At 42.5% G+C, this 26,009-nt stretch carries 29 protein-coding genes and 1 tRNA gene; 9 read left to right on the top strand and 21 right to left on the bottom strand.

Annotated elements, in window-relative coordinates; translation table 11 throughout:
- Positions 1 to 70: 70 nt before the first annotated feature.
- The 8 genes from GB993_RS05670 to GB993_RS05705 all read right to left on the bottom strand — a co-directional run bounded on the left by GB993_RS05670 (position 71) and on the right by GB993_RS05705 (position 8,451).
- Positions 71 to 712 (bottom strand): SDR family oxidoreductase, encoded by a 642-nt coding sequence (locus tag GB993_RS05670; RefSeq protein ID WP_161003430.1) that lies wholly within the window; start codon positions 710 to 712, stop codon positions 71 to 73.
- Positions 713 to 874: 162 nt separating this feature from the next.
- Positions 875 to 1,489, bottom strand: a complete 615-nt coding sequence (locus GB993_RS05675; protein ID WP_161003431.1) for a uracil-DNA glycosylase — start codon at positions 1,487 to 1,489, stop codon at positions 875 to 877.
- Between the two features lies 1 nt (position 1,490).
- Positions 1,491 to 3,863 (bottom strand): ATP-dependent DNA helicase, encoded by a 2,373-nt coding sequence (locus tag GB993_RS05680; RefSeq protein WP_162854065.1) that lies wholly within the window; start codon positions 3,861 to 3,863, stop codon positions 1,491 to 1,493.
- 258 nt (positions 3,864 to 4,121) lie between these two features.
- Positions 4,122 to 5,057, bottom strand: coding sequence for a nucleoside hydrolase (locus tag GB993_RS05685; protein ID WP_161003433.1), 936 nt, complete (start codon positions 5,055 to 5,057; stop codon positions 4,122 to 4,124).
- 19 nt (positions 5,058 to 5,076) lie between these two features.
- Complete coding sequence (phnE, locus tag GB993_RS05690; RefSeq protein WP_431188878.1) at positions 5,077 to 5,883, bottom strand: phosphonate ABC transporter, permease protein PhnE; 807 nt, start codon at positions 5,881 to 5,883, stop codon at positions 5,077 to 5,079.
- Positions 5,880 to 6,665, bottom strand: a complete 786-nt coding sequence (gene phnE / locus GB993_RS05695) for a phosphonate ABC transporter, permease protein PhnE (RefSeq protein WP_161003434.1) — start codon at positions 6,663 to 6,665, stop codon at positions 5,880 to 5,882. The genes phnE (GB993_RS05690) and phnE (GB993_RS05695) overlap by 4 nt, the downstream gene beginning before the upstream one ends.
- Positions 6,662 to 7,444, bottom strand: coding sequence for a phosphonate ABC transporter ATP-binding protein (gene phnC / locus GB993_RS05700; RefSeq protein WP_161003435.1), 783 nt, complete (start codon positions 7,442 to 7,444; stop codon positions 6,662 to 6,664). Before phnC ends, phnE (GB993_RS05695) begins: the two co-directional genes overlap by 4 nt.
- A gap of 71 nt (positions 7,445 to 7,515) precedes the next feature.
- Positions 7,516 to 8,451 (bottom strand): phosphate/phosphite/phosphonate ABC transporter substrate-binding protein, encoded by a 936-nt coding sequence (locus GB993_RS05705; RefSeq protein ID WP_161003436.1) that lies wholly within the window; start codon positions 8,449 to 8,451, stop codon positions 7,516 to 7,518.
- A gap of 348 nt (positions 8,452 to 8,799) precedes the next feature.
- Between GB993_RS05705 and GB993_RS05710 the strand changes: the two genes are divergently transcribed.
- Genes GB993_RS05710 through GB993_RS05725 form a run of 4 tightly spaced genes read left to right on the top strand, consistent with a single transcriptional unit; the run spans position 8,800 to position 12,372 of the window.
- Positions 8,800 to 9,945: a family 20 glycosylhydrolase gene (locus GB993_RS05710; RefSeq protein ID WP_161003437.1), complete on the top strand. Its 1,146-nt coding sequence runs from the start codon at positions 8,800 to 8,802 to the stop codon at positions 9,943 to 9,945.
- An 18-nt stretch (positions 9,946 to 9,963) separates the two neighbouring features.
- Positions 9,964 to 11,178, top strand: a complete 1,215-nt coding sequence (locus GB993_RS05715; protein ID WP_161003438.1) for a glycosyltransferase family 2 protein — start codon at positions 9,964 to 9,966, stop codon at positions 11,176 to 11,178.
- Positions 11,178 to 11,495: a hypothetical protein gene (locus GB993_RS05720; RefSeq protein WP_161003439.1), complete on the top strand. Its 318-nt coding sequence runs from the start codon at positions 11,178 to 11,180 to the stop codon at positions 11,493 to 11,495. The genes GB993_RS05715 and GB993_RS05720 overlap by 1 nt, the downstream gene beginning before the upstream one ends.
- Positions 11,476 to 12,372 carry a polysaccharide deacetylase family protein gene (locus GB993_RS05725; RefSeq protein WP_161003440.1) on the top strand — a complete coding sequence of 299 codons (897 nt, stop codon included), beginning with the start codon at positions 11,476 to 11,478 and terminating at the stop codon, positions 12,370 to 12,372. The genes GB993_RS05720 and GB993_RS05725 overlap by 20 nt, the downstream gene beginning before the upstream one ends.
- Positions 12,373 to 12,389: 17 nt before the next feature.
- Here the strand turns inward: GB993_RS05725 and GB993_RS05730 are convergent, their stop codons facing one another.
- Positions 12,390 to 13,217 (bottom strand): mechanosensitive ion channel family protein, encoded by an 828-nt coding sequence (locus GB993_RS05730; protein ID WP_161003441.1) that lies wholly within the window; start codon positions 13,215 to 13,217, stop codon positions 12,390 to 12,392.
- 237 nt (positions 13,218 to 13,454) lie between these two features.
- On the opposite strand from GB993_RS05730, the gene GB993_RS05735 reads away from it, so the two are divergent.
- Positions 13,455 to 13,526 (top strand) — tRNA-Asn (locus GB993_RS05735).
- A gap of 176 nt (positions 13,527 to 13,702) precedes the next feature.
- Here GB993_RS05735 and GB993_RS05740 read toward each other — a convergent pair.
- From GB993_RS05740 to GB993_RS05770, 7 genes are all read right to left on the bottom strand, one after another.
- The gene (locus GB993_RS05740; RefSeq protein ID WP_161003442.1) at positions 13,703 to 14,287 is read right to left on the bottom strand and encodes a hypothetical protein; all 585 of its coding nucleotides are present in this window, start codon (positions 14,285 to 14,287) and stop codon (positions 13,703 to 13,705) included.
- 20 nt (positions 14,288 to 14,307) lie between these two features.
- Positions 14,308 to 15,246, bottom strand: a complete 939-nt coding sequence (locus GB993_RS05745) for a zinc ribbon domain-containing protein (protein ID WP_161003443.1) — start codon at positions 15,244 to 15,246, stop codon at positions 14,308 to 14,310.
- Complete coding sequence (locus tag GB993_RS05750; RefSeq protein WP_161003444.1) at positions 15,247 to 15,879, bottom strand: hypothetical protein; 633 nt, start codon at positions 15,877 to 15,879, stop codon at positions 15,247 to 15,249. It abuts the gene before it with no gap.
- 12 nt (positions 15,880 to 15,891) lie between these two features.
- Positions 15,892 to 16,497, bottom strand: a complete 606-nt coding sequence (locus tag GB993_RS05755; RefSeq protein ID WP_161003490.1) for a DUF805 domain-containing protein — start codon at positions 16,495 to 16,497, stop codon at positions 15,892 to 15,894.
- A 13-nt stretch (positions 16,498 to 16,510) separates the two neighbouring features.
- Positions 16,511 to 16,780 (bottom strand): Mor transcription activator family protein, encoded by a 270-nt coding sequence (locus GB993_RS05760; protein ID WP_017263001.1) that lies wholly within the window; start codon positions 16,778 to 16,780, stop codon positions 16,511 to 16,513.
- Positions 16,781 to 16,908: 128 nt separating this feature from the next.
- The gene (locus tag GB993_RS05765; protein ID WP_161003445.1) at positions 16,909 to 17,172 is read right to left on the bottom strand and encodes a Mor transcription activator family protein; all 264 of its coding nucleotides are present in this window, start codon (positions 17,170 to 17,172) and stop codon (positions 16,909 to 16,911) included.
- Between the two features lie 73 nt (positions 17,173 to 17,245).
- On the bottom strand, positions 17,246 to 17,521 hold the full coding sequence (locus tag GB993_RS05770) for a Mor transcription activator family protein (RefSeq protein WP_161003446.1): 276 nt from the start codon (positions 17,519 to 17,521) through the stop codon (positions 17,246 to 17,248).
- 118 nt (positions 17,522 to 17,639) lie between these two features.
- Between GB993_RS05770 and GB993_RS05775 the strand changes: the two genes are divergently transcribed.
- Together GB993_RS05775 and GB993_RS05780 are read left to right on the top strand one after the other, a co-directional pair.
- The gene (locus GB993_RS05775; protein WP_347877350.1) at positions 17,640 to 18,599 is read left to right on the top strand and encodes a helix-turn-helix transcriptional regulator; all 960 of its coding nucleotides are present in this window, start codon (positions 17,640 to 17,642) and stop codon (positions 18,597 to 18,599) included.
- A gap of 139 nt (positions 18,600 to 18,738) precedes the next feature.
- Positions 18,739 to 19,233 (top strand): GNAT family N-acetyltransferase, encoded by a 495-nt coding sequence (locus GB993_RS05780; RefSeq protein WP_161003448.1) that lies wholly within the window; start codon positions 18,739 to 18,741, stop codon positions 19,231 to 19,233.
- Positions 19,234 to 19,316: 83 nt separating this feature from the next.
- Here the strand turns inward: GB993_RS05780 and GB993_RS05785 are convergent, their stop codons facing one another.
- Together GB993_RS05785 and GB993_RS05790 are read right to left on the bottom strand one after the other, a co-directional pair.
- A complete protein-coding gene (locus tag GB993_RS05785; protein ID WP_161003449.1) occupies positions 19,317 to 20,303 on the bottom strand; it encodes an aldo/keto reductase in 987 nt (328 codons plus the stop codon).
- Between the two features lie 244 nt (positions 20,304 to 20,547).
- Positions 20,548 to 20,781, bottom strand: coding sequence for a hypothetical protein (locus GB993_RS05790; protein WP_161003450.1), 234 nt, complete (start codon positions 20,779 to 20,781; stop codon positions 20,548 to 20,550).
- A gap of 190 nt (positions 20,782 to 20,971) precedes the next feature.
- Between GB993_RS05790 and GB993_RS05795 the strand changes: the two genes are divergently transcribed.
- Complete coding sequence (locus GB993_RS05795; RefSeq protein WP_161003451.1) at positions 20,972 to 22,036, top strand: ABC transporter permease; 1,065 nt, start codon at positions 20,972 to 20,974, stop codon at positions 22,034 to 22,036.
- 181 nt (positions 22,037 to 22,217) lie between these two features.
- Positions 22,218 to 22,919 carry an ABC transporter ATP-binding protein gene (locus tag GB993_RS05800; protein WP_161003452.1) on the top strand — a complete coding sequence of 234 codons (702 nt, stop codon included), beginning with the start codon at positions 22,218 to 22,220 and terminating at the stop codon, positions 22,917 to 22,919.
- A gap of 48 nt (positions 22,920 to 22,967) precedes the next feature.
- Here GB993_RS05800 and GB993_RS05805 read toward each other — a convergent pair whose 3' ends face one another.
- The 3 genes from GB993_RS05805 to GB993_RS05815 form a co-directional block, all read right to left on the bottom strand.
- Positions 22,968 to 23,537, bottom strand: coding sequence for a sugar O-acetyltransferase (locus GB993_RS05805; RefSeq protein WP_161003453.1), 570 nt, complete (start codon positions 23,535 to 23,537; stop codon positions 22,968 to 22,970).
- Positions 23,538 to 23,699: 162 nt separating this feature from the next.
- Positions 23,700 to 25,124, bottom strand: a complete 1,425-nt coding sequence (gene araA / locus GB993_RS05810) for an L-arabinose isomerase (RefSeq protein WP_017263011.1) — start codon at positions 25,122 to 25,124, stop codon at positions 23,700 to 23,702.
- Positions 25,125 to 25,280: 156 nt separating this feature from the next.
- Complete coding sequence (locus GB993_RS05815; protein ID WP_017263012.1) at positions 25,281 to 26,009, bottom strand: L-ribulose-5-phosphate 4-epimerase; 729 nt, start codon at positions 26,007 to 26,009, stop codon at positions 25,281 to 25,283.

A 26,009-nucleotide genomic window follows, 5' to 3' on the forward strand; every position in this document is an offset into this window, starting at 1 on the left:
TTATTATGGTGCTTTTTTCAACAGTTGGTAACTAAACGGCTCTACTAACTTAAACGGTAATGCAGAAAAACTAGTACCAGCTTGGCTTAGCACCGTCTGTATTAGGTTTATTAACGCCTAGAGAAGCACGAATGTGAATCGTTGGGTCCTTAATTAAACTAGTCACAACTGCAGCAATGCTCTTACGAGATACCTCTGTTCCCTTAAAAGCATCACCCTTGTTCGTCAGTTCGTAATCAACTTCATCCTGATTCTGCAGCCATGCAGGCCGAATAATTGTGTAATCCAAATCCGAGGCCTCAATCACTTTTGCCGCCGCTGCATAAGTTGGCAAATAACCATCATCTAACATCTGGTGATTCCATTTGCCAAACGCACCAGGAACTTCGTCATAAATACCTAGTGTTGAAATCCAAACTAACCGATTAACTTTTGCTTCGTCCATCGACTTTACAACCTGCTGAGCCTGGGTCTCAATATTTGAGCCAGCTAAATTAGCGTAAACAACATCCTGCCCCTTCATCGCCTGAGCCAGGTCGCTTGTGTTAGCCGCATCCCCTGTAACCACTGTTTCACGTTGTTCATCACTAACCGTAATCTTTTCAGGGTGACGCAAAAATAAGGTTAAATCTGCATCCGTTTCGTTCAACAACATGGTCTCAGCTAACTTTGCAATCTTTCCACCTGCACCTAAAATTAAAACGTGTTGCATAACGAACCTCCTAAATGGTCATATTATTTTCGATTTCAATTGTAATTATAATAATTACAGTTAAAAATTCAACCAAAGGCACTTCAAGTCCTTTGATAAAAAACGTTCCATAATCATTGGGCACAGAGACGCAATAATTGTGGAACGTTCATCGAATGAAGATTAAAGTAACGTTTTTAACATCTTTAAATCGTCTTCAACAAGTGTTCGCTTACTTGGAAAACGTCGTACGTATGACGGATGAAACAATGGAAACAGTGAATACGTTCGTGTTCCTGGCTTGAACTGATTGATGGCAACATGAAAAGTCAAAATTGGCATTTTCATTAACTCACCATGGACTTGTGTGATCTTCATTTTATTGCCAAGTAGTCGTTGTAAACCAGTATTTCCTAGTGGAACAAGCAAAGTACCGGATGGCAATGCGGCTAATTCATGATCCAGTAACGGCGCAAACGCCTTTAATTCTGCCTGTGTCGGTTGACGGTCTCGCTTACGGCCATTAGTTTCGGTAAATGGTCTGGCTCGAATTGCCCCTGTCATATAAATTTCATCTCGGGTTATCCCTAACGATGCCAACCACTTGTTCAATTCCGTACCGGCTGGTCCCTGAAAGCCATGACTAAGCTCTGCTTCCTTAGCACCAGGCGCTTCACTAACCAGCACTAATTTGGGTGTCAATGACCCCTCGCCTGGCACAAATCCTTCCAAATGATCATTAGCATCAATTAATTCATGAGCACGCTGAATAAGCGCTGGTGTTAAAAACGTTGCCATCTTAAGACTCCTTTGTTTGCGGTAATTTCGCCTGTTTCCAAAATGCATCAATGCAGGCTGAAAGGGCCTGCACGTTATTGACCCCCCGCCAAAATCGCCAATGCGGTGGGAACAAGTTCGAATAACGTGGCTGACTAAAACGCTGATCCATCAACAGGACAATTCCCTGATCGTGACTACTGCGAATTAATCGACCAGCCGCCTGCAGTACATTATTCAACCCAGGAAGTTGGTACGCGTACTCGAAACCGTGACCGTTTGTTCCATCAAAATAATCCCGAATAAGGTCAGTTTCTACATTCAAGCCGGGCAAACCAACACTTACGATACCCACACCAATCAATCGATCTGCAGGTAAGTCAATTCCTTCAGAAAAAATGCCGCCAAGCACGGCAAACCCAACTAGTGACTGAGTAGCATCTGGTTTAAATTTTGCCAAAAAAGCATCTCGATCCTGACTTTGCATCGCCGGTTCCTGCTTGATGACCCGCTCATCTGGGTAGGCCTGCTGATACGCTCCAACAACGGTCGTCAAATAGCCGTATGATGGGAAGAAAATAAGATAGTTGCCAATCTTGCCAGCAACTAGTGTATGAATACTCGTTAGAATCCTTGTCAAGTTGGCGTCCCGCTGACGATATGTCGTTTGGATATAATTCGCTACCAAGATTGCTTGGTGCCGTGGTTCAAACGGCGATGGCAACTGATATGTGATCCCGTCTTCGTCAACGCCCAAGACCTGTTGATAATAGCTGAGCGGCGTCACGGTTGCGGAGAATAAGACAGCGCCCCGGCCTAGATGCATTGATTGGTTAAGGAATGTACTTGGATCCAGACAAACTAGTCTCACACAGAGACCACGGTTCGTTTGAAATAATCGCGTTCGGTACTCTTCACCATAATTATCGCTTAACCGAACATAATCTAGGCAGGCAAAATACGCATCTAGTACTTTCTGCAGCTCCTCACTATCTTCTTGTTTTGGCAGCCAGTCAGAAATGAAATCGTTAAAATGTTGTAATTCCTCGACGAATGAGGTTAGCGGCGGCTGAATAGTAAGATCGTCTGAATGTTCATCGTCCAGCAATGATGACAACGCCTTAAAGGTTTTAATCAATGCATTAACGTGGCGGTGAAAACCTTTGTCCCCTTTAAACAATGGTTTGAGGTCCTTGATTTCTTGCTCATCAACACTAGTCGAATACATCTCTCGCGCCCGACTAAGCAAATTATGAACTTCATCAATGAGGAAGAAGTTATCCTCATCAGGTTCACTAAAAAATCGTTGTAAGTATACTAACGGATCAAACAGATAATTGTAATCGCAGACAATAACATCACAAAATAAGCTGACATCTAGTGAAAACTCGAATGGATCTAGCGTATGTTTATGTGCATATGACTCAATAACGTCACGAGTGATCTGCTGCTCATGTGTCAAAATGTCCATTAAAGCAGGTTTTAACCGATCATAGTACCCCAGCATAAATGGATTATCTGCTGGGGCAATGTCGACTTCCTCGGGAAACGTGATGGTCTCTTTGGCAGTTAGCGTAATACTCTTCAGCGAAAGACCTTGGGTAGCCATTAAGGATAAGGCATCTTCTGCCACACGCCGAGTGCTTTGCTTGGCAGTCAGGTAGAATGTCCGTTGAATGAGCCCTTCCCCCATTGCTTTTATGGTCGGAAACAGCGTCGATATCGTTTTACCTGTGCCCGTGGGTGCCTCGACCAACATCTGCTTTTTAAGCATAATGGATTTATAAGTCGCTACGGCCAGCTCATGTTGACCTGTGCGATAAGCCGGATACGGAAACTTTAAGGCCGCAATCGTTTGATCGCGCTGTGTACGCATGTCAGCTCGTAAGATCAACCAAGACTCGTACTCATCGATAAGAGATTGAAAGAATTTTTGAGACTCTTCAAACGACCATTCCTGTTCTTGAGTCGTCACCTTATCTTCGTTTGTCTGATAATACGTCAGTTGCAATGTCACATGGTCACGTTGCTGGTCCTTCATCAGCAGATAACCATAGACTTTGACCTGTCCCCAGTAGAGCGTCAATGTGCTGTCCGGCACATCTTCAAACACTAAATCAGACGTTTTGATTTCTTCAATGTGTGCTTGATCACCCACCTCGAAAATACCATCAGCTCGACCATGAATGCTATAACTTTGATCATTCATCGTCACGGTAGTCTTCAGGCCCACTTCTTTTTGATAATCGGGATGATCTTTAAGCCGTTGTTTTTGCAGTCGACGGTGAATGTTGGCGCCAGCGAGTGCTGTATTGGTACTGGCATCCGTCTGTGGATTGAGATCACCACTGCGAAGGACAAATTCCACCAGTTCCCGAATGCCTAATTTAATCATCGCCACGTCACTCACCTCGCTTCTTTTGAAAATGTCTCCGTCTACTCTATCACAAGGCAAAATTTAATTCAGAAGTTAAACGGCAGTGAATCACGAGTGGCTTTTCATTCTAAATAAACAAAAAGAGCCCACTCTTCATTAGAGTTGGACCCATTTGCCGTTATTACCAAATACAAATTTTATCAACACAGCCTTTTGTGAGGGATGGCTGCTGACTTAATACACCTTGTGACGTCACCTCAGCACTAATAACTGTGCTTAGTTTGCGGCGGAAGCTAAAGCATCAATTAAATCAAAGAACTGTGCATTATTTACCGTATCCACTAATCTAATTGGTCGACCATCAGTGGTCAATATCGTCCGTCCAAGTGATGGCCCGTTTGTAATGACATCCCCGTGAACCAACTTGGTCGTTGTTATTTCCGGGTGGGTTAAATAGCAGGTAGCTAAAACGTCCCATAAAAAATACGTTGAATTTGTGACAAAATGTCGTAATTCTGGCACTAATGCATAACTGTTGCCCAGAAAATCAAAACCTACTTGTTGACGACGGTGTGCCCAGTGACGTCGAACAGCAGATGTTAGTGGCACATTATTGGTACTTTCCAACCCAACCATGTCAATGTCGATGTTGCTATCCCACACTGTCTTAACGGCCTCTGCATCCCAAAAGGCGTTCCATTCTGCATGCCCATCAGCTTCTGGCTCTTCAACGTTACCACGTTCAAGAAATGTACCACCCATCCAGACCAATCGACTAATTTTATTCGTTAATTCAGGCTGTACCCGAATGACTGTCGCTAAATCTGTCAATGGACCTGTGAATAATAATGTGATTGGTTCGGAAGTCTCGCTCAGAATTATCCGTAAATGTTCCGCTGCAGAATCGCCCCGTAACGGTGTTTTAATTGGCTCGTGCTCGTTGAGTAATGGCAGTGCAGTCATCGAAAAGGTTTCAAGGCGCCAAGGCGTTGGAAATGGATGTTGAGTCCCAGCATCCGAACAAGCCACTTCAATAGTCTGTCCTTTTCCAAAACGATCAATAATCTTTTGGGTAGCCGAAGTGGCGGGTTCCACATAACTGTCTGCACCCATTACACCAACGCCAAGTAGTGTTACTTCTGGCATTTGGAGTAATAAGAACAAGGAAGTTAAATCATCAACACCGCCATCATGATTAAAATAAACTCTCATATCATTTATTCCTTTCCCTTTAGCCGAGCTGCTTTCGTAACCATCCTGACAAGTAATCAATAATCGTCACTGTGATAATAATGCCAATGAGAATTATGCCGACTCGATTCCAGGAACGCGTCTGAATTGCAAACAATAGTGGCGTGCCAACACCGCCAGCACCAACCATGCCTAAAATAGTAGCGGAACGAACTGAGATTTCAAATCGATAAAGGCTATATGAAGCAAAGGCAGGCAACACTTGCGGTAACATGGCAAATACAAGACCGTTCACAGCATTCCCACCGACACTAACGATGGACTCACCAGGGCCTGCATCAATAGTCTCAATTGATTCAGCAAATAGTTTCCCTAACATCCCTACCGAATGAACACCAAGTGCTAGCACACCGGCGAATGCACCAGGCCCCACTGCTTTAATGAACATAATTGCCAACACAATTTCTGGAAAAGTTCTCACAACCGCTAGCACGATTCGGCCACTCGTAGACAATACTGAAAAGTGATGGCGACGTCGTTTAGCCGCCCAGAAAGCAAACGGGACACTGATCAGTGCTGAGATAATGGTGCCAACGAAAGCAATGGCCAATGTCTGGAGCATCACACTGACTAAGTCCTCACCGTTCCCTTGATAAACATAATGCCAATCAGGATGAATGATGCCCATTAATACAGCCTTGGTAACTGCCCCTGCCGATGATTGGACCTTACTGAAATTGATACCAAAAAGTCCCCACCCATAGACAATAACGAGTAGCAATCCCCAAAACCATGATTTCGTCCGATGCCAAACGCCAGCTGACCTATGTTGTATTGAATCCATCATTGAAGACGCTCCCTTGCAAAATTGCTAAGACCATCAATAGCCAAAACCACAATTAAAATTGCTAAAATAATCACTGCAGTTTGGTCATAACGAAATTGTGATAACGATGTTTGTAATTGCTGGCCAATACCGCCTGCACCTAAATATCCCAATACGGTCGAGGCTCGAACATTAATTTCAAAGGTATAGAGAATATAGCTAATAAAGCGACTAGACACCTGCGGTAAAATGGCAAACACCACCATCGCGCTGCGCTTACCACCGGTTGTCAAAATAGCCTCAAGCGGACCATTATCAATCGTTTCAATACACTCGTAGAACAATTTCGTGATCATCCCGAAAGAAAAAATCGTCAGTGTTAGCACACCAGCATATGGTCCAATACCAACAATTGCTACAAAAAGCGCCGCAAGTAATAAATCTGGCAAGGTGCGGATCATGTTAAAAATAATTCGTACGAAACCTGTGATCCATTTGTTTGTAACGACATTACGAGCTGCAACAATGGCCGCTGGAATCGCCAAAAGGGTTCCAAGCGTGGTACCAATTAGCGCCATTTGAATGGTTTCCAGCATGGGCTGAACAACAAACGGTGCTGACTTCCAATCTGGATGAAGCATCTCTTTAAAAAGCGCCAGAAACTGATCAAAATTCTGAATGAGCGCACTAAAATCGAGCTTCAAAAAATTATTGCTGGCAATCAGTAAACCCAATAAAACAATCAAACTGCCAAAGAAACGAACGTGAAACCGTTGAACAACTGTTTGTTTTGGAAGTTTCATTGACCTTCACCAACTAACGAATCCCCGTTGTAAATATTCGCTAAATCGGCGTCCGTCACATTCTGAATTGGTTCATCATAGACGATCCGTCCTGCACGAAGACCAATGATTCGAGTTGCGTATTCTTTAGCCAAGGCAACTGAATGTAAATTGGCCACCACGGTTTTACCGAGCTCCTGATTCATGCTTTTAAGATCATTCATGACTAAATGAGCCGTTTTAGGATCTAGAGAAGCAGTCGGTTCATCTGCCAAAACAATTTTAGGATCTTGAACAAAGGCTCGGGCAACGGCAACCCGTTGTTGCTGACCGCCGGATAATTGATCCACGCGCTGATACACTTTATCCAATAAATCAACTCTTTCCAATGCTTTATAAGCGCGTTGCTTATCAGCTTCTTTAAAGAGTCCTAGACTACTTTGCCACGTTGGATAATAGCCCAACCGGCCAGCTAAAACATTACGAAGCACCGTTGACTGCTTAACCAAATTAAAATTTTGAAAAATCATTGCCACATCACGGCGCAACTGACGCAATTTTCTTCCTTTTGCTCCAGTAATCGACTGACCATCAATTAACACACGCCCTTCTGTCACTTGATGCAGACGGTTAAGACTTCTCATCAGCGTGCTCTTACCAGCACCCGAAAGTCCCACAATAACAACAAACTCACCGGGCTTAACTTGTAGATTAATATCGGCCAGCCCGCTTGTGCCATTGTCATAAATTTTAGAAACATGTTGCACGTCAATTACCGGTTTCAATTCCGGTTTAGTCATAAATATTTACCTCTTCACAAAAATAAGGTGAGCGAAGCTAGCCCCGTTCACCTTATGATTCGAACTACATCTTATTCAGCATCTTTAACTTGTTTGTCGTACTTGCGAATAATATTAAAGGTACTGTCCTTGGCTGGTGCATAACCTTCATGGCTGTACACCGACTTAATGATTTTGCGACCTTCCTTAGACTTACCAATCTTGATAAAGGCACGAGAAATCTTTTTTTGCCATTTAGGACTCATATCGCCACGAACGGAAATCGTGTCATTAGGAATTTTGTTTGTCAGGTAGAGTGGTTTAGTGGTCTGGAAAACATCCTTAACATCTTTTTGAACAATCTGCCGTGCGTCGGCAAAGACAAAGGCCGCATCTGTGTTCCCGTTAACCACCGACATCACACCTTGGTCATGTCCTGTGACAGTGACAGTTTTGATATTGTCTTTCTTAATGTTGACACCGTGCTTGGCCAGCTCTGCCACTGGAAAGATATAACCAGCAGTTGACGTTGTGTCCTGTACGGCAATCTTCTTACCCTTTAAATCCTTCAACGACTTAATACCACTATTCTTTTTAACCAAAATCATTGAACGATAATAGTTAACCAACTTTTTATTGTTCTTGCCACTTGGTTCATCTACGCCATAGCGCAGTGCTTGCAGAAGCACTTTTGCATGATTCATCTTGTGAGCCTGAACGTATCCATCAGGTGGTAAAAAGCCAACGTCAACCTTCTTTGATCCCATTGCTTCAACAATCGTATTGTAGTTAGTCGAAACACTAACCTTCACCGGTACATGAAGTTGTTTTTGAAGTAAACCTTCCAATGGTTTGGCCTTAGCCTCAATGGAGCTAGCGTTTGAAGATGGTACAAACTGAACGGTCAAAGATTTAGGTGTGTATGTAGATTTAGCCGATGCAGTGCCTGGATGTCCGAAAGTCATTAACGTGGCGGCAGCTAGCGTACTGGTCAAACCAATCAACAATCGTTTTAAATTACGATGCATTCGTGTGAATCCCCCTCACAAAATTTGGTGTTTAAGTACACGAGTTATTGTAAACGACATTTTCATAACATTTCAACGTAATTCACGAACTTCTAATGTATAAATAGTGTAATAGTTTGTGTTTAATACTAAATTGTTATTTTTATATTCTGTAAAAGGTTTTATTTCCCATTTTAACGAACTTTCTTATTCTGCTTTTCATTGATACAGACAAAGACTCATAAATATTAGTTGTTAAAGTTTACTTAGAAAAACGAACCATTTACGTAAAGCTTTGATTTTTTTCAATTATTCAATCTCGTCATGCAGTATGATATGAAACGATGCTTTTATGAAGGGGAGAACATTATGAAATCACGACATCGTTCGCTACTCATTACGTTTATCGTCGTTATTACCATTTCTTTAATGCAAATCCACGTTTACGCAGCTGATCAACAACGCGAAAATGGTCAGTTCAATGGGCTCACACTTGATGTTGCCCGCCGTTATTACCAACCAGATACCATCAAATCATTTATTTCACAGGTTGCGCAAAACCATGGCCAGTTTATTCAACTGCATCTTAGTGACGCACAGTCGTTTGCAATTGAAAACGAAACGGTTGGTCAAAGGTTAGCCAATGCGACCCAAACTAATGGTGTCTGGCGCAACAACACAACACATCAGGCCTTTTACAGTAAAGCGCAAGTTGCTGATCTAGTGACGTTTGCCAAACAAAAGCACGTGACGTTAATTCCTGAAGTTGATACGCCTGCTCATATCAACGGCATGGTCAAAACGATGCGAGCTAATCATCAAACGCAACAAGTTGACCAATTGACGTACAATAATAAAAGCTACGGTCGCGAGTTTCATCTAAATAAGGCCAGTACAACGTTTGTTAAACGGCTAGATACTGAGGTGGCTCAGTCATTCAGCGGTCAGCAAAACATGCGGTTTCACCTTGGTGGCGATGAATTTACCGATCAAACTGGTGTTAACAAGCCTTATATCGCCTATTTGAACGCTCTTGCCAAAAACGTTCGCTCCCTGGGATTCATCCCCGAGGCGTGGAACGATGGGTACATTAGCCAGGCTCTTAATCAATATGACAAACATATTCAAATTACGTACTGGAATTGGACAGCCGATGAAAAAGGTGCGCCAGGCAAGGAACGACAAAAAGCATGGGCCACAATGCCAGAGTTAATTCATCACGGTTTCAAAGTGCTGAATTATAACGATTATTATCTTTATTTCAACTTGTCCAAAAAGAACGTCAAATCCAGCAATGTCACTTACATGACTTCTGACATGAAACAAAATTGGGATCCGACCATTTGGGATAACGACAACGACTCAAGCCTGAACACACTGCACAATATTGTCGGCAGTAGCGTGTCCATTTGGGCAGATAAGGATCCCCACAGCAAAATCAATGACAAACAAGTGTTACAGGCTTCTCAAAAATTCTTGAGTCAATTTCTGCAACTTGCACGACAACCTATCTAACAATCATCGGGGAGTATCATGAATTTAATTAGCACATACGTTATTTTATATCCGGTAATTGTTTCGATTATCTGGATCATCAGCTCGATCTTCTTTTCAATTCAGCAGAGAACTGTTCCACTAGTCAATCAGCCCGCTGGTCAACCAAACGACTTGGTCTCAGTCCTTATCCCTGCGCATAACGAGGGCGCGACCCTTAGCGGAGTTGTCGAGTCTGTCGCCGCATTAAGCTATCAACATATCGAATTAATCCTGATTGACGATGGTAGCGACGATAATACGTTTGATGTTATGCAAAAACTGGCGCGCCAATATGCCAAACGTTGTGACATCATGCTTGTCCCATTAATGCCTAACCGCGGCAAAGCCAACGCCCTTAATGAAGGCGCGAAACAGGCTCATGGTAAATTCTTGTTGTGTCTTGACGCCGACTGCTACGTCGATGCCGATGTTTTGCAGCCAATGCTTGCGCGTTTCTACGATAATACAAAACTTGGCGCCGTCGCCGGTAAACCTATTGTCCGCAACCGAACTAGTTTATTAGGACGCCTTGAATTATTGGAATATATCGGCGTCATCGACATTATCAAACGTGGTCAGGCCTTTATTACCGGCCACATTACCACCGTTTCTGGCGTGGTGGTCGCCTACCGACGTGAAGCACTAGCACAAGTCGGCTGGTGGAATCCACAAGCTTTGACTGAAGATATCGACATCACATGGCGCTTGTATCAGCACCAATGGCAAGTTAGCTATTGCCCTGACGCCGTGGCATGGATCTTGGTGCCCGAACATGTCGGTGCCCTAGTTCATCAACGACAACAATGGGCTCGAGGTGGTTTTGAAGTACTCTGGCGCAATAAAGGCATGTTATTACGTGGCCCACTAAGCGCGCAGTGGTTATTATTAGACATGGTTCTCAGCGATACATGGGCATTAGCCTGTGCGTTTGTACTACTTTTCTATGTATTTACCATTGCCTTCACACAAACATTAATTATGGACGGCGTGGTGCTATTTTTATTAGTGCTGATCAGCATCATTCAATTTCTAATCGGCTTTGCGGACTCAAAACAGTCTGATTTTATCGATTGGCAAGACTTATTATTGTTGCCCGTTTACATTATTTTCTACTGGTTTATCAATTTGATCAGTTGCTTATCAGCACTAGCATCATTCTTCTTGGATCCGCACCATGCAGGCACATGGCGCAGTCCAGATCGGGGGTTATAATGCGTCAACAAAAAGATCCTCGTTCATTGATTATCCGCAAACGGCCATCAATTTGGGCACGTCTGCGTCGGGCAGCGATTTTATTAGTACTTTGGTTAATTACTGGATTCATTATCTACATCAACGTCTGTTTTTTACTGGGCGTTTATTCTGATGCCCTCGTTTCGGATTACCTTGTCCTGAATTTATCACTACATTTGTACAAAACACTGGCAATTCTCGTCATCATTGTTGCCGTTTTGATCACTTTTTTCGGCACACTGCACATTAATACTTTGAAACGGAGGGCAAAGCATCGTGAGCAAGACAACGCGTAAATGGATTTTAGCCGGCTTTTTACTACTCGTTTTGGGCGCGCTAGCGGTGAGCGTTAAACGCAATATTGCATTCGAGCTAGGTAACAAACCTAGCTATGCTATTTCCACTCATGATGAAAAAAAGCCTGCCGGGATCATGGTTTTCTGTTATCACCGGATCTTGAACGACAACAAAACAGTCAAATTGGACGAACGTTTATCCCCCAACAGTCAGTTTCACGATTTCAACGTCAATCTCAGCGACTTCAAAAAGCAAATGGCCACTTTAGCCCGTGAACACGTTAAAGTAATTTCCACGGCACAAATGGTACAAATGGTGGAATCACACCGACGCATTCATGGCCGTTACGTTGTCTTAACGTTTGATGATATCGATCGAACTACTGTGGATAACGCGGCCCCAGTGATGATCAAACACCACTTTCCGTTTACAGTTTCCATCATCACTGGCAATACTGGCGCCTACCGAGCAGGCACCAAGCTGGCAACATGGCCGCAGATCCTGACCATGAGAAAACAGGCTGGCGACTTGGTGACATTTGCCGTGCATACTAACAACATGCATTATCTGAATAGTGCCGGCACACCAATCTTCAACGTTCCCCGCAACTTCATGCGTTTCAAACGTGATTACACAACTAGCCAAAACGTGATGCAAAAAAAGATTGACGCCGAAACGCCAATCTTTACGTATCCTTATGGTAGTGGTGATGCACAGGTTCAAGAATTTTTGGAACGTCAGCCGCTGGAGGTCATCTACACGCTAAACACCGGTATTGTTGATGAAAACACGGATCTGAAAAACACGCCGCGGGTGATTATTAATACAAATAGTTGGCCCAGCGTTCACCAGTGGTTAAAGCAAACGCGACTGTAAGCATGAAAATGGCTAGCCTAAGGCAATTCAATCCCTTCTTGATGCAATGCATTTAAATAGCTCGTTGTAAACGTGGATCGGACATTGCTCTGGTCCCCGTTTTTTACATACATCGTAACTGAAATTGCCAGCAGGTGGGTCTTAGGCAAAATCGTTGGTCCCTGAATAACCGCACGCCCAACGACCTCTGGGTGTTTAGGTAACAGGCGGTCATTCACAGCTTTAACGGTTTTAATAGCCTGATTCGTAGCCGTATCGGCTTTTAATGGCAAATCAATTTGAACTCGCATATTTGTGCGTGATTGGTTTGTAATCGTGGTAATGCTGCTGTTGGTGATGTAATTCAGACCACCATCAGCATCTTTAATTGTTGTCAAACGCAGGCCAAACGCAACTACACGTCCCGATGTCGTGTCATTGATGATGACGTTGTCGCCGACTTCCATCTGTTGTTCCATTAAGATCAGAAAACCGGCAATCACGTCACGAATAATGCCCTGAGCACCTAGCCCAACAACAACCGTTACAATTCCAGCACTCGCAATCAACGTTCCAATTGGAAAACCAAGAACACTCAAAATCGTATAGAGAAAAAAGAAGACAACAATGTAACGCGTTGTATTGCGAATTAAGGTATGTAACGTTTCCGCTCGTTTTTGGTTAATTCGCCGATTCTTCATATAGCTGCCAAAACTACGATCAATCAAAAAGATAATTGCTCGGTTGATTAGCCAAAAAAGAACCGAATACAATAAAATTTGAAGCATCATATTCAATAGATGCGGACCAAACGTCCGCCACTTAAACTGTTCAAAAAATTCGCTAAAGCTTGCTACAGTCATCATTATCATTTGCTACTCCAGTTCGTCTGTGATGATTTACTAATCACAACTTTAGCATACTCATCAGCTCAATTTGAGGCGAGTTAATCGTTTGTGAGGAAAATTTGAAAAAATACAGGACTATCAGCTGTTGCATCCTAATGAATTGGCCTAGAAAACGATTTCTTCTATTTTTCCTCATTTACTCATTGACTTCTCATAAGTTGCTTGATACTATTAACAAATCAACTTGATTGATATTGCTCGGTGGCACAATGGTACTGCGTTCGACTGTTAATCGAAAGTGTGTTGGTTCGATTCCAACCCGAGCAGTTTTTGAACCTTAATTTTACTAGGAATTTGTTAATCTCTGCAATGCATGGTTTTAGTCATCATGTGTTGTAGAGATTTTTTATTGGTCTCCCATCTTTTCACGGGCCAGCATTAATATCGTCTGCACGACTCAAAAAATATGGGTAACCACATTTAATTGTGGTTGCCCATGTTTTTTAATCATCATCATTTTCGTTATTGTCATCGTTGCTATCAACGCTACTATCGGTACTATTACTTTCAGGATTCTGTCCCATAACATTGCCGCCTATACTTGGGTACGCTGCATGAATTCGATTATAGAACCCCGCAATATCTTCTCCAGCACCTTCAGAAGCAGTATATTGTTGAACTAAAGTGCTATCTGGTACCGAGGCCAGCGCCGCCGAATCACAGCCAAACTGACTAGCTAAAGAATCACGCATACTTTGGGCAGTTTCACCAGCTGGGCCCGTTGGAACGGTGGAAGAAGATTGTGCTTGTGATGAACTGCTTGCAATCGATACTGCTGAACTAGTACTAGCACTGCTTGCATCAGAGCTAACACTATCGCTTTCCGTACTGATCGAGCTCTGAGTTGAGGAGTTTGCCTCCTTCTTACTCTTCGCTTTTAATTGTTTGTTTTCTCGCTTTAAACTAGCTAAGCTACTGCTTTTAGCCACGTCTGATTTATTACTCGAACTGTTCAAATTATTACTGCTACATGCTGCCAGCAAGCCTAATTGTAAGACCGCCGCAGCTACTAGGACCGCTTTCTTCATTTTAAATCTTACCTCTCAGTTCACTTATTTTGAGAAATTAACTGTTTTAATTCATTTTGAGCGGCACTATCTTGTGAGACTTGGAAAGTCTGATTACCATCGCCTGCACCTTCTCCATTAGTAAAACCAGTAGTCGGCGAAGCGCTTGTACCAGCAGATATTTTAAGCTCATAGACAACTCCATTGTTAGCTAATAAATACTTACTAATCGGCTTGCTAAAGCTCATATTTGTTGAATAGCCGTCAGCATTGCTACCACTGTTTAGTCCACTATCTAGACCTGTTGTTCCATCCTTAGCTGAGTAAAATACAACGCCACCGATCGCTTGAATTTTGTAGTTTGCAGAACCAGGATTACCGTTATCTTGCACCAACACTTTTCCATCAGAAGTCATTGCCACCCAATCAGAATCTCCAGCTGATCCATGATCAAAATACCAATCGCTAACAGCCATATTTCCCATCTGGGCCCGATGAGCCGCCCAGCTTGTAAATGCAGATGAAATTGCAGATTTTTGAGATGAACTTAATGGTGTAACATCATTAGAGCTTGTTTGCGTCGAAGCTGTGGCACTCGAACTCGAGTTTGTACTTGAACTTAAATTCGTAGATTTCGTGTTCGCAACGCTTTCTTTAGTCTTTTTCAAACGCTCATTTTCTTTTTTCAAACTACTTGCTTCACTATCATGATGGGGACTTTTTGATTCAGTATTCATCCCCCCAATGTTGATTCGACCAGTATCGTAAAGCCAATAACCCAGCCCAGAGACAAGCAATAAAATTATCATTATCAAGACTAGCCAAAGGCAGCCATGATGTTTGCGCACAACTTTTGCATTATTTTGATCATTATTCGATCTGCTATCACTGTGTGGATTACTGGTTAAAGGCGTACCACACTTTTGACAGAACTTTGCTGAGTCGGGATTTAAATGCCCGCAATTCGCACATTTTTTCATTTATTCCCCTTCTGAATCTGAATCAATAAAGTAAAGGACCATATCGAATCGATTTTCACTACCGGCAACGTCTACATAAAAATCACCAGACTGATTTCGCCCATCTTCAGTAGGACTGTCAACATGAAAACTATATTTCCCGGGAAACAGCCCATTTCTAAAATCTTGTGCGGTAGCCTTTATATGTTTCCCACCATTTGTAATGGTAATTCGCATTTTTGCTGTATCATCCGTTGTCATAAAATGAACAGATGTTGGTTTTGCTGCCAAGTAGTATGAGTCAAACAACCCAAATACTTTCTTTGACTCTACATAAAACTTGTATTTAACGGATGGACCAGCAATTGTATGCCCGTCCGTGATACGCTTCCCGATTTCCGCTGTCGGAACTGAAGCATGGTTATGCCATTGTTCGACAACACTCTGTGCCCCTAGTTTGGCAAACCCTAAATTTTGGCTATCCTTATCAAACTGTTTTAGAAACAAATCACCGTCTTCATTTTGAGTGGCTTTAGTGATGTTGGCAGCCAATTGATCCTTTGAAATAATGAACTGATTCTTGATTCCAACTATTCCAGTAACAAAAACAACCAAAATGATTATTGCAATTAATATTTTTGGACCTTTTTTCATTGCATCCACCCACTACGTTAAGCTCACAGGCTCTGACCCAAACTGATTACTATACTCATTGCCTGGCTCCGCCATAAACACTTGTAAAACAGGGCCGCCAATGACTGGAATAAATATCAGGCAATAGTATCCGCCAGATCGATTCGTATCATGAAATCTACGTATACTTAAAGCAATTGAAACGATGGCCAGTGCCACATAAATCAGTGTCATCAATATGACACCGATAATTGGAATAAATATCGGAATAAGGCCCAATATTGCAATAACTGTCAATCCGACCTGCGCATACCAATAATCGGTCTGCGATGTCCGTCCACTAAACTCAAATACTTTGTTTAAAGCGTCCTTAGTGGCTGCAAACGATTTTGAAGCAAATGTATCACTAGTTGAATCATTCTTGTGACTTTCATTTGGACTAATCACCGTTGCACTAGAGCCACTGCCATTGTTGACTTGCTCTTGGCTCACAGACTGATTTTTAAGAGCACTACTTTCAGCCGCTCCGTTAGAAAAATCATTTTCTTCATTATTTTGTATTGCGCCACAAAAAGGACAAAATTTAACCTGTGTGCTAATTTTTTGTCCACAATTTGTACAGAATTTCGTTTCTTCCATGATAAAGTTCCCCTCAACTATTATTTTTTGCTAATTTAATTACTTGACGAGCCCAGCGTTTGGTAAAACCATATTGTTTTGCTAGGGCATCTAAATTTGAACCATTGTAACTTTCAATTATCTTCGGCTTTACCTTGTCACGATCATTTAAATGAATTGGAAAATTAATCTCCTCACCCTTAAATGCGTCCCACAATAATAACAGCTTGTCTTCACCCAGCAAATCATAGATTCGCCGATATACGTCCGGTAATGTGGTAGGATCAACTTTTTGCTTGTCCATAAGCCCCCTCCTCACCTTCGTTTTTCATCATAGCAACAACCTTGTGCAGTTACTAACGCGGCGCGCAAGGCACATGTCCGTATAAACGTAGTGAAGATTTCACGAGATTCGTCCTGAACTATGCAAAATCATTCCGTTTTTGAATCATTTTGACGAATCATTTGGCGAATCCATCGTTGAGAATAATCATATTTATGAGTCAATTGCACTAAGTTATGCCCGTTATACTCAGCAATGATTTTTTGGGCTACCTTCTTTCGGTCATATAAACGCATTGGAAACGAAATTTGACGTCCACGATATATCTCAAACACTTTCATCATTTGTTCGGTGCCCAAAACTTCATTTAGTTGTGCATATGACTCTTGAAGTAATTCTGGCGTCACATCCATATGATGACCCCCACTAATCAATTTTTAAGATAAGATTATCAGACCCATAATGACTCCTGTAATGTAAATGTCATTACAAGTTGAAGGTGTTCCGGCTGCCTTTGCTCCTATTAACGATTCGATAAATTGTTCTTTCACTGTACTGATGTCGAATTGCCAAATCTGTTATTGTAAGACCACTTCTATACTCGTCCATAATTTGTTCGTACTCATATTGGGGCTTCAATAGTCGTTTCGGGAAACTAATTTGATTGCCGGAATAAGTTTGATATATCTTTAACGTTGCCTCTTTACCAACACTTTCATAAAATTCTTGATAAATTTGTTTCCACATATAAATCTCGTTCATATCTGGCCTCCTTGTATACTCAGTAAATTCAGTCTAAAATTTTGCATAGACACAATAAGTCTATTTATAAATAAAAATGACCTGAATAATATTTCAAATTCAAGTCGCTTCAAGGACGGTGTACATATTGAATGCAGCATACCGACAGTTATTTATTTTTCAACAATTATTAAGTGGTCTAGTGGTCCACAAACAAGATTTAGTTAAACGATTTAATGTGAACGCACGTGTTATTCAAAGAGACTTTAGTCAAATTCGTCAGTTCATTGATGATCAACAGCTTTTCTACCAAATGCAGTACAAGCGAGGTCTAAACGGTTATGTTTTAGAGACAGACCAAGATAGCATTTCAAAACAATCTATTTTAGTCATTATCAAAACATTATTGGCTAGTCGCTCTTTGACGAGTAAAGAAATGAAAACGACAGTGAACGGCTTATTGAATCTTGTAACGCCTGAAGAACAGCATGAAATTCGACCGATTATTCAAAATGAAAGTTTCTACTACCTTCCAGTCCATCATGATCAACCACTTCTACGAACAATTTGGCAATTTAGTCAGTTTATTATTAAAAAACAAGCAGTCCAAATAACTTATCAACGTCAACATGGTGAATATAAAACATACATTATCTTGCCAGAATCGGTCATTTTTTCCGAATACTATTTTTATATAATTGCATTTAATCCTCAGGGAAAAGGTAATCGCTTCTTTCGAGCTGATCGAATAAAGGATTATCATCAGATTAACAAGAAAATAACTCAAAACTACGCTGACAGATTCGAAGATGGTAAGTTACGCCAACAGATTCAATATATGCAACCTGGTCAGACAATCACCCTTCTCTTTGAGTTTTCTGGCATTGTTGAAGCTGCTTTAGATCGTTTTCCAAACTCCGTTGTAAAAAAAAGAGATTCAGTCCGTCATTGCGTTCTGATTGAAGCAAAAACATACGATACCGGCGCTAAAATGTGGTTACTTAGTCAAGGCAATTTGGTAAACGTTTTAAAACCGACAAAATTGCGCGATGAAATAAGGGATGAACTTCACGCCATGCTTCATAAATATGACGACTAATGAACGTATTTTATGTCAAAGTTCAAAATGAGAAAAAGATTCAATTCATCTTTTTAATTACGTTTTAGCCTTCATCATTGTCACATCACAATTAGTATTTCTATAATTAAATTTAATCTGTTAGAAAGAAGTCCTCCACATGTCCCTTACCTTAGCAATTGCCACCCAATCCGATCTTCCCACTATTGTTAGCATCTATAACCAGAGCATCCCCAGCCATGCCGTCACTGCTGATTTAGCGCCGGTGACCATTGATGATCGTCAGTCATGGTTCGAAGCGCACCAATCAGACAGTTATCCCATTTGGATGGTTAAAGATGACGATAACATCATTGGCTGGGTCAGCCTGTCACCTTTCTATGGGCGCGGTGGGTACGCTCATACGACCGAGATTTCGATTTACTTAGATCAACAAACGACTGGTCACGGCTATGGTAGTCAGGTGATGTCGTTACTAGCACGACAGGTTGCCAACCTTCATTTCACCAGCGTAGTAGCTTACATTTTCGACTCCAACGCAGCCAGCCTGCATCTGTTCCATAAGTTTGGCTATGAAGAGTGGGGACATTTGCCAAAAATCGCTAATATGGCTGGCACTCCTCGCGACCTAATCATTTTGGGCCGTCACTATTAATTACTGCATAATAAAAAGGCGTTTGAACGTAATGGCTTCTAAATGAAGTCATCAGTTCAAACGCTTTTTTATACTATCCAAAATCATTTCAAAGCTGCATCAATGGCAGACAACTCGTCATCGCTAAACTCTAAGTGTTTTAAGGCACCCAAGTTGTCTCTAAGTTGTTGCGGACGACTAGCCCCAATCAGCACGCTTGTGACTTGTTGATGATGCAATAACCAGGCAATTGCCATATCGGCCAACGATTGATCACGCTGTTGGGCGATTTCATTCAACCGTTTAACCGTACTCAGTGTTTGCTCGACCTGATCCTCATGCAAAAACGGACTCGTGGACCGATGCGCACGTGAGTCTTCAGGAATGCCGTTCAGGTAACGATCCGTCAGCAGGCCCTGTGCCAACGAGCTAAACGTAACTAGTCCAGTTTGGTCGGTCGCCAATTTGTCTAGCAAACCATCTTCAATGTGGCGATCAAACAGATTGTAACGATCTTGATGGACAATGTATGGCGTGTGTAAATCGTCAAAGACCGCCTCAATGGCAGCTGTCTGCTCCGGATTGTACTTCGAAATCCCAATGTATAAGGCTTTCCCCTCCCGTACCAGCTTGTCTAAGGCATATGCCGTTTCTTCAACCGGTGTGTCAGGATCCGGGCGATGTGAATAAAAGATGTCCACGTAATCCAAGTGCATACGTTGAAGGCTCTGATCGGCACTTGCTAAAATATTCTTCATCGAACCACCGTCACCATAGGGGCCATCCCACATACGATGTCCAGCCTTACTGGCAATAACCAGTTCATCACGATAGGGTTTTAAGTTTTCATCCATCAGATGTCCAAAGTTCGTTTCAGCACTGCCTGCCACTGGACCATAATTATTCGCCAAATCGAAATAGGTTATGCCTGCATCAAACGCCGTTCGGACGATCTGCTTTTGGGTCTCATACTCGTCCACACTGCCAAAATTGTGCCAGAATCCGAGACCGAGAACGGATAATTTCAAGCCACTCTTACCTGCTCGCCGATACATCATCTGTTCATACCGATGTTCGTTTGCTAAATACATACTCTGCCTCCACTTATAATTGCGGCCAATGCCGATTTGACGCGGTTATACTGTTGTCAATTATAGGCTTTTACCCATTTTCATTGCAAACGTTTTCAGGAAAACCCAACCCACTATAAAAGAGCATCAATCACTGTGATATCAGTGAATTGATGCTCTTTCATTTAACCTACTACTTAAAGCAGATTTGTTGCCAATCTTATATATAATCACGTACGCTCGACCCAATAAATATATAAAACAATCAACGTAATTCAATTTGAAACTTTTCAGGCCCGTCCAACGTTTGCACATTTACCGTCATACCGTTTTGTAACGGACGATCAACCCAAAAACTAGGATGCAAATGATAATTAAAATCGAAACTGTATCGGGTTTGACCAGCGCCCTCAGTTTCTGCCTCAACTTCACCACGACTGCCATCGGACAATTCAACGCTTTGCTGCTTCACATTTGGTGCCACATAAATCGTTGTCATGGACTCCACCTCCAATGACATTATAGCAGGAAAAATATTTTAGGTTAAGTTAAAACAATTATTTTGCACACCAAATTATGATAAAAAAGCACTCAAATTGCATTTCTTAGGAAAAAGCGTACAATTAGTTGTAATCTTATTTATCACTTGATAAATGAAAGCAAATCTACTGGAAAAAGGAGAAATCATCATGTATTTAGGGCTAAAAGAAATGCGCTACGAAAAGTTACGCTATAGTCTGTTAACTGGTGTGATGGTTCTGATTGCGCTTGTTGTCTTCATTCTAGCCGGATTGGCTGGTGGTCTCTCTCAAGGGAACCGTTTAGCAGTCGATCAATGGCAGGCCAAATACGTTTATTTGAACAAAGATGCTAACAAAAACATCATGGCATCACAGTTAACCACCGATGCAACTAATGACGTCAAGGGTAAGCAGGTCGCAAACATTGCACTGGATAGTACCGTCGTTCGCAAAGTTGGTAGTAATAACAAGATTGACATTTCCGCGCTAGGAACTGCCAACAACAGCTTCATTATGCCTAAGGTTACTAGCGGCCATAAAGTCCAACGTGATAATCAAATCATCATTTCACAAAACCTAAAGGACCAAGGGATTAAGATTGGTGACAAGGTCCGTTTGGGATCGAACGACACAAAATTAACCGTTGTCGGCAGTTACGGTAAGAGCACATACAGTATTGCCCCAACCATGTATATGAACTTGGCCACACTGGCTAAAATTAAGGCCGCTGGCACCCCTGTCACGAAGCCTCTTGGAATTAATGCCATTATCACCAAAAACAGTCAATTATCCGGTAACAAACACAATTTACAACGGCTCCCAATCAATGATTTTATTCAAAATCTGCCTGGTTACAGTGCTGAACAGACAACTTTAAACACAATGATCTACTTCTTGTTCGCCATGTCACTGGCCATTATCGGGATTTTTATGTACGTTCTAACCTTACAAAAGCAGTCACTGTTTGGCGTTCTGAAAGTTGAAGGAATCGGGACGCGTCACATCCTTGCTAGCGTTGTGACACAGGCCGCCGTTATGAGCGTGATCAGTGTCGCCGTCGGATTATTGATCACGATTGGCATCGGCGCCATCGCCCCAACAGGTATGCCGTTTGCACTAAACTACCCACAACTCGGCATTTATGCCATCTCATTAATCCTCGCTTCTATTCTAGGATCCCTACTATCCTGGCACACGATTGCCAAAATTAACCCAGTCACGGCAATTAAATAAAAGAGTGGTGCCGAAGCCTGGGAGAAGCTGAGCACTAACGTGAAAGTGAAGAATTCGGTGATTTTCCGAATCATTCACTTTCGGGTTATGCACAAGCTTCTGGGCGTCAGGTGCACGTTTATGAGAGCGATGCCGAAGCCTAGGAGAAGTCGAGCAATAACAAGAAGTAAAGGAGAAAAACATGGCAAACGTAATGGAACTTGTTAACGTATCAAAACGTTTCGGAAGCGGCCATACCGCGGTCAACGCACTTAGTGATGTAAATTTCGAAATTCAACAAGGCCAATTTGTTTCAATCATCGGGCCATCAGGATCTGGTAAGAGTACATTTTTGACCATCGCGGCCGGACTCCAAACACCGACAAGCGGTAAAGTTTTGCTAAATGGCACAGACCTAGCCACCCAAACAGAAAAGCAGCGGCTACAATACAGATTTGATCATGTTGGCTTTATTCTACAAAGTTCAAACTTGATCCCCTATCTGACTGTCTCTGAACAATTTAAGCTCATTGACCGTTTGGCTCACCAAAAATTTCAAGAAAAGGAAATGCGTCAATTGCTGGATAGACTAGATTTGAAGAACCTAGATGATGCCTATCCAAATGCACTATCCGGTGGTGAACGCCAGCGTGTCGCAATCGCTAAAGCGCTATATCACGAACCTGACATTATCTTAGCTGACGAACCAACAGCCAGCTTGGACTCGACCCGTTCGTTTGATGTCGTTGATCGTTTGGTTAGCGAGGCTCATGACCTGAATAAAGCGATTATCATGGTAACCCATGACGAACGGCTGATTACTAAAAGCGATGTCGTGTATCAAATCGACGATGGTAAAATGCAAAAGCTTGAGAACCAAGAAGCTGTCGAATCACAGAATTAAAAAATCGTATGTTGCGGAAGATTAATGTCTCCTGCACCATACGATTTTTTAGTTTTCAAGATTTGTCTTAAGCACTCGCGCTGGATTGCCGCCAATAATGACATCGTCACCAAAAGATTTTGTCACAACACTACCAGCGCCGACGATGACATTATCCCCCAGTGTTACACCAGGACAAATAATTGCGCCACCACCAATCCACACGTCGTCGCCAATGGTAACTGGTTTGCCAATACCTTTCGCCCCGTTACGACGCAACCTGGGATCAGCAGGATGATTAACCGAATAGATTTGCACTTTGGGTCCTAACAAAGCATGTTTGCCAATTCGAATCGGTGCCACATCCAACATTACGCAATCATAATTGGCAAAGAAATCGTCTCCAACATAAATGTTATATCCATAATCACAACGGAAAGTCGCATGGACACTACAGTCTTGCCCCGTCTCGCCAAACAACTTTTTAATGATTGCAGTACTGTGTTCAGGATCTCGCTCTCCTAGTGCATTAAATTCTTCAATTTGTTTACGTGCTTCGGCACGTTCAGCGACAAGCTCAGCGTCGTAAACGTCAAAGATATCGCCTGCTAACATCCTTTGCTTGTTGGTTTTTATCATGTATTCACCTCGTTATTTTGCTTCACTACTTCATAGCCGAAACGTGTCACTGTCGCCCAGAAACCTGCGCATAACCTAAAACTGCTGCCATACAGGAAAAGTCACCTGCATGGCAGCAGTTTCATGTTATTGCTCGATTTCTACCGGGCTTCGCGAGCACTCTTAATCAATAACCACCGACTTCAAACCAAACATGGTAACAAGGTCGTTGATTTGTTCTTCGTCCAAAGCAAAGGTGAAGACAGTGTGGTGACCACCACCATTTTCGATCCACTTTGTGGCGCCGGCTTTCAAGCCAACCTTTGGTGTCCACAATTGTTTAGCAACTGGCAGATTTGGTGTTTCAGCTTCTGGCTTATTTGCGTTAACTGGGTAGCTGATGAACTTGTATCCATCACGGAAATCAGCCAACGTAACGTCAATCGCGTCACCTTCAGAACCAGTGAAGACCAAACGTGCTGGATCAGCTTTACCACCAATGTCCAATGGGTGAACTTCAACCCGTGGCTTATCACTAGCAATTGATGGGTCAACTTCCAACATGTGCGAACCAAGAATGGCTTCGTGACCTTTCCGTAAGTCCAACGTGTAGTCTTCCATGAAGGCTGTCTTTTGGTTGTGTGACATAATCTTCATCAAACGGCCAAGGGCAGCTGTCTTCCAGTCACCTTCAGCACCGAAGCCATAGCCGTCACGCATCAACAATTGAGCGGCCAAACCAGGTAATTGTTCCATACCCCACAGATCTTCAAAGTTTGTCGTAAATGCAGAGTAACCGCCACGGTCCAAGAAGCTTTTAATACCAAGGTATTGAGCTAATTGAACGCGAACTGAATGCTTGTATGTTTCAGGATCATTGTCGCCTTGAACCAAGGTGTAATCAGTTGCCAGTTTTTCGTATTCCTTGTCTACGTCAGCTTCACTAACCTTGCTGATTTCTTGAACCAAGTCACCAACACCGTAGTAATCAACGGTCCAGCCAAGGTCAATTTGTGCTTGAACCTTGTCACCTTCAGTAACCGCAACATTACGCATTGTGTCTCCGAAACGACAAACCTTCAACTTGAAACTCTCGTTGTAGGCAACGGCAACATCTTCCCACTTAGCGATTTCAGTTTGTGTTTCTTCGTCACCCCAGTAGCCGTAAACGATCTTGTTGTGAACACCCAAACGTGCGTTGATGTAACCATATTCGCGGTCACCATGAGCACTTTGGTTTAAGTTCATGTAATCGAAATCAATGGTGTCGTAAGGAATCTTGTTTAAGTATTGCGTTGCCAAGTGAAGTAATGGCTTCTGTAACAATTTAGTCCCACGAATCCAGTTTTTAGCTGGTGAGAAAGTGTGCATCCATGTGATAACACCGGCAACGTTGTCGTTGTAGTTAACTTCCTTCATAAACTTCGTGATTCCATCGGCTGTCGTCATAACATCTTTAAAGACAACTTTGTAAGGCAACTTACCGCTTGCGTTCAGCTTGTCAACGATGTCTTCAGCATCCTTAGCAACCTGCTTTAATTGATCTTCACCATATAAGAACTGACTACCCGTAACAAACCAAAATTCGTAATCTGGAACTGCTAACATAATGAATTCTCCTTTGTGTTTAATGTTTTTGTTTTTACTACTACATAGCCTAAACGTGCTCTTAGCTCCTGAACCCTGTGCATAAACTGAAAGTCAAATCATTCGCCTTTCTGCTTATTGCTCGAATTCACCCCGGAGCTAATCACACTCTCGTACTCACTCTCTTAGCGCATGCGACTTAGACTTCGCATTATTTTGACCGTAGTATGCATTGCTGCCATGCTTACGATAATAATGTTTGTCCAACAAGTACTGTGGCAACTCGGTATCACTACGAGTCAATTGCAACGTGTGATAATCCTCTTCAGCGATGACTTCCAAAACTTTAGAGTTATAAACAGCCTTGGCCGGAGTAGCACCCCAAGCAAACGGACCGTGTTGGCTAACTAAAGCAGCAGGAACGGCTTCGTAATCCAAACCGCGTTCCTTGAAGGTCTTCACGATTGTCTTACCCGTATTGCCTTCGTAGTCTTCTTCGATTTCTTCCTTAGTTAGCGCATCAGCAGCCGGCACATCCCCGAAGAACGTATCTGCGGCCGTGGTGTTTAACGCAGGCACGTCCATCTTGGCAGCTGCAAACGATACGGCCCATGGTGAATGTGTGTGTACGATCCCACCAATATTTGGAAAGGCGTTATATAACACCGTGTGAGTGGGTGTGTCACTTGAAGGGTTCATATCCCCTTCGACAACTTCACCTTTTAAATTCACAACGACCATGTCAGAAGGCTTCATTTCGTCATACTCCACACCAGATGGCTTAATGACGAATAACCCTTTTTCGCGATCGATGCCTGAAACATTACCCCATGTAAAAGTAACAAGTCCCAGTTTTGGTAATTGCATATTTGCTTCATAAACTTCTTGTTTTAACGCTTCCAGCAT

Source organism: Furfurilactobacillus milii (assembly GCF_009864005.1).
GTDB lineage: Bacteria > Bacillota > Bacilli > Lactobacillales > Lactobacillaceae > Furfurilactobacillus > Furfurilactobacillus rossiae_B.